Here is a 12328-nt window from a genome sequence, read left to right as displayed (position 1 = left end):
TTTCAATCGGAACTGTGGCGGTTTATATAAAATCAGAAAAACGGTTTCTAAACTTAAAGTGCGCTGCTGAACCGACTAACAACAGCAAGAAAATCAGCCCTAGGTTGTAAGCGGTCATTTGCCATTGATCGATGATGTACCACTCGTTATACAGGAGCGATGCGCGGTACCCGTTTGCCAGATAAAAGAACGGATTCAATTGCATGTACGGTTCGATAAAATCCGGCAAACGCTCTGTCTGCCAAAGAATCGGAGACAAGAAGAACATGACCCGCAAAGTGGACTGGATCACCATTTGAATGTCGCGGACTACCACAGCAAGGGTGGACGTCAAAAGAGTCACCGCGAACGTGAACAGATACGAGATCACAATAAAATACACAAGTTGGATATAATAGATCGACGGCAAATAGCCGTTGATCCAAAACACAATCAGCAGGAGCCCTAACAGGAACAGATGCCCATATAGCTTGCTGGTTATAATATAACTTGGGAGCGTTGATAAAGGAAAATTCATCTTCGCCACCAGATTGAATTTTTGATAGATGGATTTTGTGCCGTCCAGGATCCCTTGGTTCATAAAGAACCACATCGAGATACCTGCAAGCATCCAGAAGATGAATGGAACTCCGTCAATGTCAGCATTGCCTTTTAGGCCAAGGCCGAATACAAACCAATACATGGCCATTTGAATCGCCGGGTTCAGAATTTCCCAGATAAATCCTAATATATTATTGCGATTTTCGATTTTTATATGGAACATAGCCAAACGCTGAATCAAATAAAGCGATCCTATTTGTTCTTTAATAATATTAATTAGTGACTTCATATTGTTCCTTCCTCAGTTCCAAATAGCTTTCATGGAGCTGATTAGTTTTCAATTATATTTTGACCGGTTTTGTTTTAGGAAGTCTTCACTTTCCTCAAACAGTATAGCATATAACATTATGAGAAAGGTTTTATACCACGTCTATAAACAGACATTTTTTTCTGATTTGGAGTTGGAATTCCATTTGAAAATCCCACTTTTACAAAAAAGAGAAGACCGCAAGTGGACCTTCTCTGAAATGCAAAAGTCTTTCGTTCAATCGACCATTTGGATGGAGCGATCAAACAATTCTTTTCTGGATTTAGCGGGTGGCAATATCACTTTTTCTTTATCTTCCGCTAAGTGCTCGTCATTCAAACTTGGAATGATCAATTGGTCTACCACATTCTTCGACGCTTTCCCTAACGTATCGTTAAAGAAGTATTTTACGAAAGGCGGAATTTTTTCTAATTGGAATTGCTCATTTTCGATGGCAGAAATAATTTCCTTGGTCGTTCTCAACAAAGGACCAGGAATGAATTTGAAGTAATCGTAATAGAAATCTCGTGATGCGATATACTCTTCAACATCAAAAGCAAAAAATAACATCGGTTTGTTCAATAATGCAAACTCAAAGCAGACTGACGAATAATCTGTGATCAAAATGTCTGTCACAAGCAATAAGTCGTTGATTTCACGATACTCGCTCAAGTCGACAAAAAATTCGCTGTATTCATAGGGAATGGTAATTTTGTTTTTGACGAATGGGTGGATTTTCATCACGAAGACATAGTCTTCACTCAATGCTTTGTAAAGCTCTTCCATATCCAAATGTTCATATGGATAATGGGCGGAAGCTTGTCCATTGCCACGGAAAGTCGGCGCGAACAAAATGACTTTTTTCTCGCGCATGAATGGATATTTTTCATATAGCGAAGTTTTAACATATTTCTTATATTCTTCGTCGAAGAATATGTCGGCTCTCGGAAGTCCGGTTGCGTATACTTTATCTTCTGATATACCGAAACCTTCTGCATAATTGCCACGGATCCCTTCACTGCTGACCGCTGCTTTTGTATAGTTCCGGTGGTTTTTGGATAACGGGGAAGGTCCTCCTGGACGGCCTAATCGGCTAAAGCCGAATGTCTTGAATGCTCCAGCCGCATGCCAAATCTGAATCAAATCTGCCTTTTTCCGGATTTTCAACGGATAAATCATCGGATAGAAATCATCAAGCAAAATGATTTTTGCCGTGGCGAAATGATATGCGGTTTTAACCAAGTCACTAATGGTCCGCTTAGAGCCTATCCGCTCATTGAACAAGAACTTTATGTCCAAGTTCATATCCCTCTCCAAAATTTCTTCATATACAAAAAAGAAATTCCCGCTCAAGTCTTCCCGGCTATCTGATGCAAATATGACTTTGGTTTTCTGGATAGGCAATAGGCAAAAGAAAAAGTAAAACAACCGGAACAAGCGGTTTTTTACAGCGCGAACATGACGGTTTTCTTCCGGCACTTCATCCATTTGGATTTTGCGAGGATCATACGATTGCAGAATATTATTTTTCAACTTCAAGTTTTTGCTGTAATTATCAAATGACAACATCAAACTATACTTTAAAACAAGATTGTTTGAAAAATACTCCAACCGTGTCGTTAGCACATTGTCCTTATGGAAATTGCGGCTAGTGGAAAGCGGAATCACCTTATGATGTTTCAAAAAATCATTTTCTTCATCTAGCTGTTCAAAACTGATGAAAATATGAAACTCCCCTGCTTCCAACGGCTTTCCTCTTACTATAGTAGAAAAATCTATGCTGCCTTTGAATCCGCCTAATGAAGAAGCGAATTCTTCGGGTAAATCTTCAGCTTCTTCATACACATCCGCAACCAAACAATTATCAAGCGGCGCTTTGATCGTTACTTCATCCAGGATTTCATCGTCTGTTTTATCCGCCAGCTCTAAGTCCCGTTCCCGATATGCGGCGATATCGATACTCGGAACAATCAATAGGACCTTTCTCGTTCTGTTTTCCTGATAGGAATGAATGCCTTCTATGGTGGCGTAGCCTTCGATTTCTAAACGAGGGCCTTTCAAGTTAATATGCGTAACCTCACTAAGAAGCTTACCGTTTGTTGCTAATACGACTTTCTCATTGTCGACTGACGACACATTCATTGTTTACAACTCCTCGAGCTATGATAAAAAATGTTTGGTTATTTGTTTTGTAGCACTAGATACGTTACTGAAGTTGAAGGAAAGCATACGATTTGTATCCCAGCTTTCATTTTTTGTGCGGCTATTTATCCATACGGCGAGCCGGCTGTATTCATGGATAATTTCCCCGTCTGAAATTTTTTCGATCGGGTAGTATAAGCCTCGCCCTTTTTCATATTCCACTAAATCCGGAACAAAATGTGCAAGGGGTTTTTTCAAAAGAGCAAATTCAAAAATCGCAGATGAATAATCGGTGATAAAAGCATCAGCAATCAGCATCCATTCGTTGACCGTGTAATCTTTTGCGACCAGTATATTATCATAGTTTTTCAGCTGCTCGAGGCTTTCGTTCATCAAATAAGGATGCGGCTTATAAACAAGGATCTTGTCGGGCTCTAAATCTGTCGCCAAGTCGGTTAATATTTTGATGAAATCCACTTCGGATTCTTTTTGCTTGTTGGCTGCCCGATAAGTTGGCGCAAACAAAATGACCACTTTACCCAAAACAACATCACTATACTGACGTCTCATCTTTTCAATGGTTTCCCATCTATGTTTTTGGCTGGTGAACATGTCCATACGGGGAATGCCTAAAGGATAGATGTTCTCAGCCGGCATGTTGAATGCTTCCGCATAATGCGGCACAACATTAGGCGATGAAACATACACATGCGTATAGTTGGAGTGGACCGGAACAATCTTCAAATAGCCTTTATCCGGGCCGAACGTTTTATCGACCGTACTGTAGCCGAATTTTTTGAAAGCACCCGCCGCATGCCAAAGTTGAATGACTTTCAGCGTTTTTGCTGGTTTTATCAGGTAAACCGGCAGAAAGAAATCATCAAGTATCAAATACTTGGTTCCGGCAATCGCAAATAGTTCTTTAAACAACTTAAGATTCATCTTATTTGCTGAAGAAATAAGATGAATCTTTGCGTCGGGTCTTTGTGTAATTAGTTCATCATGGATGAATTTCAGGTTTCCTTCTAACTTTTCGGATCGTGAAACCACCATTAGGATTTTATTTTCATTTACCGGTACAATCAGCGAAAGCACCCGATAACAGCTTTGATAAACAATTTTAAAAGCCCAAAAAAGAAAGTATTTTATTTTACGGATAGCTTTCATATTAAATTTTCCACCGCATGATGGTTTTCCCCCATGAATTGGACAAATCAGTTTCAAACGCATTGGCGGCTTCTTCAAGGGATGTGACATCGTAGACATTGCCAATCAATGTCGACAAGTAATCCACCACTTCCGGATAATCTTTATAGATATCGACTGTGCGCTGGAAATCAGCTGCGCCACTTCGGCTGCTTCCAATCAAGGTCAATCCTTTTTCGAGAACCATACGGGTGTTCACTTCGATCGGGTGTTCGCTTACGCCAAGCAGGCAAACAGTCCCTTCCGGTTTGATATGTTCAATAATTTCATCAAGTGCATACTGGCTGCCGATGCCGCCCGCGCACTCAATGGCATGGTCGACTTCAAATCCATCCGGAATATCACCGACTTTGATGGCTCGGTCAGCGAAAGAAAAATGGTTCATCTTGTAATCGGTTTTACCGAAAATGATGACTTCACTTTCCGGATACAGCTTTTTAAGCAATAGGCATGTGATATAACCCAGATTGCCGTCGCCCCATACGCCGAAAGATCCTCTGCGTTTGTTGGCCTTTTGTTCAAAGCGGCTCAACGCGTGGACAGTGATCGTCACCAATTCCGTAAATGCAGCAACATCCATATCGATATCCTGTGGAAGCTCAACCAAACGGCCACGGTCCATAAAGACATAGTCCTGCATAAAACCATCATAACCGCTTGAGCGGAATTGGCTCGTGCGCAAGTAGTTTTCCGCCACAAACTCATCTATCTCTGTCGGATTGTTCGGCACCATGACCACTTTTGTACCGACCGGCAATATGTTCTCCGGATCATACACCACTTCGCCAACGCCTTCATGGATCAATGACATCGGCAATTTTTCTTTCATCGCCTTTTCGCCGCGCGTTCCCGTAAAGTAACGCTGATCCGCAGCACAAATAGAAAGGTGCGTTGGACGCACCACAACATCGCTTGAGGCGATCCATTTGTCGTTATAGCTGATTTCGAATTGTCTAGGAGATACGAGTCGATAAATTTGGTTGATCATTTGTCGATACTTCCTTGTAGAATCGCATTGGCAACTTTCAAGTCATACGGTGTCGTCACTTTGATGTTAAAAATTTCCCCGCGAAGTAATTTTACTTTTTCACCTTTTATGGCGAAAATTTTGCATGCATCTGTTAAAATCTCTTTTTCATCATCAGTCAATTTGCCGTAAAGTTCCTGCAGCTTTTCAATATTGAACGTCTGCGGCGTCTGTCCCTGGTACATATGCCCTCGGACTGGAATTGACGAAATATAATCGCCGCCTGTCGATTCAACAATTGTGTCGATCGCTTCTATGACCGTATCAACAGCAGTGTGTTGAAGCCCAAGCTCGATGTTCTGCTCGATGATCCGATGCGTTAAAAATGGGCGGACTGCGTCGTGCGTCACCAGAATATCTTCCGGTGTCAAACCATGGTGTTGTTTGATATGTTCTACGATAGCCATGATGGTACCGTTGCGATCGGAACCACCTTCTGTGATTTCCACTTTCGGCAAATCGATTTTGTACTTTTTGAGCACATCTTTCGTATGGTTCATCCACTCTTTTGGTGTTGCAATTATGATTTTATTTAATTTATTATTTAATAAAAACTTTTCTATTGTATGTACAATAATCGGTTTTTCGTTTAGCAGTAAAAATTGCTTTGGCATCGGAACGTTCCCCATTCTAGTGCCTTTTCCTCCAGCCAATATTCCAGCGTAAATCAATCCAATCACCTCGTCATTATATATGGATAATTGTAACATAATGTTTGCACTTTTCAAGTTGACTAAAGACCTAGCATAAATACTTGATGTTTATGAGATTTTTTTGTAATCCATCAAGTAATGCCTTTAATCTATAAAAAAGAGCATCCTTGGTAAGGATACCCTTTTTGGTACATTTTATTCACCTTAATCTAGGTGCTGTTTAATAGATTCACTCTTCTTTCAGAATCGAGAACTCCAATTCCGTCGCGTTTCCTGCTAAATCGGTCGCGATAAGTTTGTAGTCGTTTGTGCCTTCTTCGAGCACCGGAATTTTAGCCGTCACTTCTTCATCGAAATTTTTCACTTCATACGGAGTGGAAAGTTTATGGGCATAGATCTCGCTGTCATACACATAGACTCGGATCTCATCGAAGTTGTCTTTGACGTTGAAGGTGATTTCCGCTTCCTTCTGATCTTTCGCTATGCTTTTTGGCACTTTGATCAGTTTCAGTTCCGCGGCCGTCGTGTCAACGAAGATTTCCCGGCGTATCTGCAGGTCATTGCCGCTGTCGTCGGTTGCCGCCACATCGATTTCCTGGACGCCGTCTTCAAGCGTCAGCGTATGGTTGAAGTTCCGTCCGTCAAACTGCAGTGCCTGTTCGCCGTTCACCGTGACCGAAGCCACTTTCGACTCGTCCTCCACGTGTCCTGCCACCACAATATTTTCCATATTGTGGATGGATAGTGCAGTCGGCGAATTCAGGAAAATCGTCGGTTCTGAAGCTGCTGCACTTGCAGCGGCGGTGAGTTCAACCTGCTGGCTGTTGCCTGCAACATCGTAGAAGATGGCGACCAGTTCATCCCCCGCTTTCAGCGCCGCCGGAAGCTTGAAGTTTCGGGTTGCCGGAGCCAGTGATTCATCAGCCGGAGTTGCCGCGTCTTCCGTCAGTTCGGTGCCGTTCAGGAACACTTCCCAGCGGTCCGGGCCAGCGCCCGCTTCGGTATCAGTGAAGCTTGCGACTTCTACCGTCGTGGTGTCCGCATTATAGGCCGCTTGCGCTTGCGGTGCTGTCGTATCGACGATAATTGGGAATTCGATCGACTGCCACTCCGCATCCGGATAATCGATGACTGCCCTCAGCTGGATCTGGTAATCTCCGTCCTCCACGAGTTTGCCGAGCACTTGCCCATTCCATCCATATGCCGGATTGGCGATAAAAGGTGCCAGCGGACTGTAGTTTTTTGTCAGTTTCTTATCGGTCCGGATGGTCCGCAGTTTTTTGCCCTCGGCATCCAGAACATTCACTTCCAATTCTTTTGCGTTGCGCAAAAGTGAAAAGTACGGGTAAATCACATCCCACATGCCGTCCCCGTTCGGCGAGAAGGCAAATTGCTCCGGCATAAAGTTCGCTTCATGCGTGCCGCCTTTCATGATGGCGCCTTGATTGTTGACCAGTACCGTGGTGCCGTAATACGTCATCGGGTCCCAGGCGAATTCATCAAAAATATCCGCATCGTTCCAATCGCCGTTAAAGCCGAAATAAGGGACGACCAGCGCCGGGTTACCAGTCACTTCTTCACTCGCATCGGTCAATGTGACAAAGCCGTCCACGAAAAAGCCGTTTGAGAATACGGTTCGCAGCTGGGGGCTGACGGCAGACAAATCAACCGATACCGGAATTTCCACTTCGCCGTTTGCCGGAATGGTCACCGCTTGCGGCGCATCTATCGAAACCGCTCCGGTAATATTGTCCGAACCGAGCGTATTTGGATCGGTGACGAAACGGGTGCCTCCACCGTTCATCGTTTTATCCACTTGGACATTGAGCGCTACGTTGTATGTGGCTGCATCAGCCGAGAAATTCTTGGCGACAAGCGTGAATGACAGCCGGTCGTCCGTTATTTCTTTTAGCGCAACTTTCGCTTCGCCGGTCGCTTTGTCGGTCACCATGGCTTTGGCCGACAGTGCATCATGCAGCTGCATAAGGCCTGCACCTTGCCGGCGGGGCGAGACGAACTGCCCCTCGGCGAATTCAACCGGATTAGCTGTATTCATCATCAAGTTTTTCGTGAACTGCACACGGTCCGCCGGATCTGTTTTCAGCTCGTCCTCCAAGCGCTGGAACAACAGGGCCGCACCGCCCGAAACATGGGGCGCCGCCATAGAAGTTCCACTCATGAGCCCGTACTGGTCATTGTTCAATGTCGAGAAGATATTGCCGCCCGGTGCGGTCACTTCCGGTTTGAAATCCAGATTCGGTGTCGGCCCCCACGATGTGAAATCGCTCATTTTGCCGGCAGTCGGACTTGCTACATCTAAGTACTCGCCGTCAAAGGCAACCGCCACTTCGCTTCCACCTGCCAATGCCTCTTTCATTTGCAAACCGTCGCTCTGCAAGATCGACAGGAATGGAATCCGGATGGCCGGGTCGCCGGCCATGTTGATGACACCGGGCACATTGTTGTAGATGATGACACCGACTGCACCGGCCGCTTGCGCATTCAGCGCTTTTTGGGCGAACGTGATTTCGCCGCGTGCGATAAGTGCGAACTTATTGACGAAATCCTTTCCTTCAAACTCTTCCGGTTTGCCGAGGCCAGCATCCAAAACCGGATAACTGTCTTGCGGCAAGTCGACGGGATCGACATCATTCGACTGGAAGTAGATACTGCGCCCTGCATCGGTGCCGTTTATGGTTTTTGCAAAGCTTTTGGCGGTGATGCGGCTGTTTTCAAACGACGCCACACCGAACGAATCATAGGAGACGCTCGGCGAGCCGGTCAAGCCGTAATCCTGGTTGATGGCGAGCGGCGGCGCAAAGCCCGAACCAAGCAAATTTGAATTGCCTGCAGAAACGGAAACAAGGATTCCGTTGTCCGTCGCGCGCTCAACCGCTTGCTGTTCCGGATCCGATGAATCTACGAATCCGGCTGTAGCCCCTATCGACATATTGATGACGTCTGCGCCGAGCTTGATCGCGTCATCAATCGCTTTCACATAAATATCGCCGTATGTGGACTTGTTCAATGGATCGTTGGAAAACACTTTCAGCGCCAACAGCTGCGTTTCCGGCGCCACGCCCTTCACTCCGCCTGTTTCCTCGTTGCCGTTCGCACCGACTGTCCCAGCGACGTGCATGCCGTGCATCGTTGCGCCCGTTCCGATATCGCGGATTTCATCGTTGCCGTCCATATAGTTATAGCCGAACGGCACTTTTTCCGTAAAGAACTTGCCGTTCGAAAGGGTTTTTCCAGCCACAAGCGCTTCCACTTCCGCTTTTGTCAGCTCAGCTGTCGTTGTATCGCTTAAAACCATGTCTTTGTGGGACGGGTCAAGGCCGGTGTCGATGATGCCGACGACCGTCCCTTCACCGCGCAAGCCGTAATCGTTCCACACTTGCTGGGCTTGGACAAGCTCCTTGGAATAGATCATCTCAGGAACGGCAGCCGGCCGTTCGTATTCGGTCGCCTTGAAAATCGCTTTGATGCCATCCTGCTGGGCAATTTCCTCTACTTGCTTCGCTTCCAGTTCCGCTGAAAAGCCGTTGAAGACCGCCGAGAAACTTTCCAGGAAAGCGGCGTCTGGCGCCGTTTTCTTGATGGCCGCTTTAACTGTTTTCTGTTCGGCGGCTATGGCAGCTTCCAGACTTTCTTTTGTGGCTTCCGGCATAGCCTTGTAAAGCATGCCCCTTTTTGTCGCACTGTTTATCGCGGGCGCTCCTTCAAGCTCGACGATGATCCGGACTTTCTCGTCCGGGTCCTCCGGCTTCAGCAATTCAGATGAAACTTCCGCTTTTGCTTCTTGCGGTGCAGGCGCTGCCGCGGATTTGATCGAAACTCCCATCAGTCCAGAACCCGTTGCGAGTAAAAAAACCATTGCCATCAATAGAACCGTTCGCCAATCTTTCACTGTGAGACCCCCTTGAGAATATGAATGCAGCGAGCAGAAAAGTATCATTACCCGCATAATAACACAAAATAAGGGAAGTTATTACTAATTATTCGATAATTTCGAATATATTGACGAGTTGTGGGGCGAGGTTATGAAATAGGATGGATATATTTTGGGTAAAAGGCTGAATAGTTTATGATGGTGGGTGAAAAGTCCATGAAGAAACTTCGTTTCGTCCCGTTAAAAGCACAAGAGTCCATGATAAAATCGCGAAACTTCATGAAGCAATTTCGACAACTGAGTTTATCGCTTTTCGCCTTGCGAAAAGCGTACATTAGGGGTCTTCATGCAGGAGTGCGAAAAGCGCAGGTAGAGCGCTTGATTTGTCATGATGGAACATAAAAAGTTCAGGTATAACGAGCGGAACTTCATATAAGAATCCCAAAACTTCATGAAGAAAATATTTCCAGGCCGCTTTACAACAAAAAAGGCGGTTCAGCATCAAATTAACGATGCTGAACCGCTTTTTCCGTATGCCTTGGCCGGTGCTTGATTTTCATGAACAGCTTCCAGAGACTGAGCGCAAGAAAAGCGCCGATCGAGTCCAATAATACATCTTGGCCGGTTGGCGTGCGGCCGCCAGTCAAGGATTGATGGAATTCGTCAAGGAACGCAAGCCCGACCGTAATGGCGAATGCCAGCCAAAAACTTGGTTTCGGCAGTAACACCACTACCGCGATAGCCACAGCCCCGAACATGAACAAATGGGCACCTTTTCGCAGCAAAAATTCGATAAACGCAAAATAACCCCTTTCTTCAATCGAAACCAATGTTCCGTAGTATGGAATGTGCACATAACTGAGCAAGCCTTCAAGCGGCTTGGCCGCCAAGTATTTTTCCATTGCCGGAATGAGTGTTTGTTGTTCATACGTTTGGCCAGAGGAAACAAATAAAATGCCGAGCAATAATAAAAGAAGCAGTATATTTTTCATTTGAAAATTATACCATAGTCCTTAACCCTCTTGCACATCGGAATAAAACCACAAAAAAACCCTTTTGCAGTTTTGCAAAAGGGTCAAAGATTAATCTCGATTGGTTTCTTCCCAACATTCGGCGTTTTTCAGGCCGGGGATGTCTTTCGCAAAGAATACAGGGTTTTTGCCTGCTTTGCGTTGGGATGTATAGTTTGCAAGCACCTGGAACGCTGTTTTTCCGAGTATGGCAATGACCACCAAGTTAAGGATCGCCATGAAGCCCATGAACAGATCGGCCAAGCTCCAAACAAGCGCCACTTGGGCAAGGGATCCGAACATGACCATAGCGAGCACGCCTAAACGGTAAGCTGTCAGCCATGAGCGGTGCGTATTGATAAATTCGATATTCGTTTCACCGTAATAGTAGTTCCCGATGACCGAACTGAACGCGAAGAACAAAATCGCGATCGCCAGGAAATACGGAGCCCAGTCGCCAACGTGGACGTTCAGGGATTCCTGTGTCAGCAAGACGCCTTCCGCTTCCGATGTGCTGTAGATGTCAGCTAAGATGATGATGAAAGCCGTCGCCGAACAGATGATGATCGTATCGAAGAATACGCCCAAGCTTTGCACCAGGCCTTGCTTGGCCGGATGCGAAATGTTCGCAGTCGCAGCCGCGTTAGGCACAGAACCCATTCCCGCTTCGTTCGAGAACAATCCGCGGCGCACGCCTTGCATGATAGCGGCACCGATACCGCCGCCCACTGCCTCTTCAAGGCCGAATGCGCTCTTGAAGATCAATGAAAAGACCGCTGGAACTTCGCTGATGTTCATGATGACAATATAAAGAGCGACCGCAATATACATAAGCGCCATGACTGGCACCAGAACTTGTGTCACATGGGCAATCCGGCGGACGCCCCCGAAAATGATCATTGCAGTCAAAATTACGAGCGCAATGCCGACTGACCAATCCGGAATATTGAATGTTTCCCCGAAAGATTGGGCGATCGTATTCGATTGCACTGCATTAAAGATAAATCCGAAAACGATCGTCAAAAGGACTGCGAAAAGAATGCCGAGCTTCCGGTTGCCGAGCGCTTTTTCCATATAATACGCCGGGCCGCCACGGAACTGGTCGCCGTCGCGCACTTTATAGACTTGCGCCAGTGTGCTTTCGATAAACGCCGTCGCCATCCCGATCAACGCCACCATCCACATCCAGAAAACCGCACCCGGACCACCGATTGCGATTGCCAGCGCCACACCGGTGATATTCCCGGTACCGACACGTGATGCGGTTGAAATGGTAAAGGCCTGGAATGCGGAAACCCCGCTTGTTCCGTCTTTCTTTTCAGTGATGACGCGGAACATTTCACCAAACAAACGCACCTGGACAAATTTCGTGCGGACTGTAAAATAGACTCCCAGCCCAAGAAGCAGTGCGATCAATATATAAGACCATAATAAGTTGTTTCCTTCGTTGACAAGAGCTGTCAACCCTTCAAAAAATGCGTTCATGTCCTTTGCCCCTCTACTTGTGATTTATCTGAATTCCTATACCCTATTGTGTGCAAAGAAGAAACG

At 45.9% G+C, this 12328-nt stretch carries 8 protein-coding genes; all 8 read right to left on the bottom strand.

Annotated features, from left to right (window positions below; translation table 11 throughout):
- Positions 1-22 precede the first annotated feature (22 nt).
- Positions 23-829: an ABC transporter permease gene (locus tag FQV30_RS04060; protein WP_146498848.1), complete on the bottom strand. Its 807-nt coding sequence runs from the start codon at positions 827-829 to the stop codon at positions 23-25.
- Positions 830-1084: 255 nt separating this feature from the next.
- Complete coding sequence (locus tag FQV30_RS04055; RefSeq protein ID WP_146498847.1) at positions 1085-2989, bottom strand: CDP-glycerol glycerophosphotransferase family protein; 1905 nt, start codon at positions 2987-2989, stop codon at positions 1085-1087.
- A gap of 18 nt (positions 2990-3007) precedes the next feature.
- Complete coding sequence (locus FQV30_RS04050) at positions 3008-4156, bottom strand: CDP-glycerol glycerophosphotransferase family protein (protein WP_146498846.1); 1149 nt, start codon at positions 4154-4156, stop codon at positions 3008-3010.
- A gap of 1 nt (position 4157) precedes the next feature.
- Entirely contained in the window at positions 4158-5183 is a 1026-nt protein-coding gene (locus FQV30_RS04045; protein WP_146498845.1) for a ribitol-5-phosphate dehydrogenase, read from the bottom strand.
- Positions 5180-5893: an IspD/TarI family cytidylyltransferase gene (locus tag FQV30_RS04040; RefSeq protein WP_146499563.1), complete on the bottom strand. Its 714-nt coding sequence runs from the start codon at positions 5891-5893 to the stop codon at positions 5180-5182. The genes FQV30_RS04045 and FQV30_RS04040 overlap by 4 nt, the downstream gene beginning before the upstream one ends.
- Before the next feature lie 211 nt (positions 5894-6104).
- A complete protein-coding gene (locus FQV30_RS18280) occupies positions 6105-9785 on the bottom strand; it encodes a S8 family serine peptidase (RefSeq protein WP_304608824.1) in 3681 nt (1226 codons plus the stop codon).
- A gap of 488 nt (positions 9786-10273) precedes the next feature.
- Positions 10274-10759, bottom strand: coding sequence for a VanZ family protein (locus FQV30_RS04030; protein ID WP_146498844.1), 486 nt, complete (start codon positions 10757-10759; stop codon positions 10274-10276).
- Between the two features lie 90 nt (positions 10760-10849).
- Complete coding sequence (locus tag FQV30_RS04025; protein ID WP_146498843.1) at positions 10850-12262, bottom strand: alanine/glycine:cation symporter family protein; 1413 nt, start codon at positions 12260-12262, stop codon at positions 10850-10852.
- Positions 12263-12328: the final 66 nt, after the last annotated feature.

Origin of the sequence: Planomicrobium sp. CPCC 101110 (assembly GCF_007859395.1) — a bacterium.
In the GTDB taxonomy this organism is placed as follows: Bacteria; Bacillota; Bacilli; order Bacillales_A; family Planococcaceae; genus Planococcus.
Note: the sequence above shows the minus strand (reverse complement) of the source record. Positions and strands in the feature narration are given on the sequence as shown.

Bases quoted from the DNA above. Each gene is read 5' to 3' on its own strand.
- FQV30_RS04045 (WP_146498845.1), bottom strand. From the start codon at position 5,183: ATGATCAACCAAATTTATCGACTCGTATCTCCTAGACAATTCGAAATC.
- FQV30_RS04025 (WP_146498843.1), bottom strand. From the start codon at position 12,262: ATGAACGCATTTTTTGAAGGGTTGACAGCTCTTGTCAACGAAGGAAAC.
- FQV30_RS04055 (WP_146498847.1), bottom strand. From the start codon at position 2,989: ATGAATGTGTCGTCAGTCGACAATGAGAAAGTCGTATTAGCAACAAAC.
- FQV30_RS04050 (WP_146498846.1), bottom strand. From the start codon at position 4,156: ATGAAAGCTATCCGTAAAATAAAATACTTTCTTTTTTGGGCTTTTAAA.
- FQV30_RS04060 (WP_146498848.1), bottom strand. From the start codon at position 829: ATGAAGTCACTAATTAATATTATTAAAGAACAAATAGGATCGCTTTAT.
- FQV30_RS04030 (WP_146498844.1), bottom strand. From the start codon at position 10,759: ATGAAAAATATACTGCTTCTTTTATTATTGCTCGGCATTTTATTTGTT.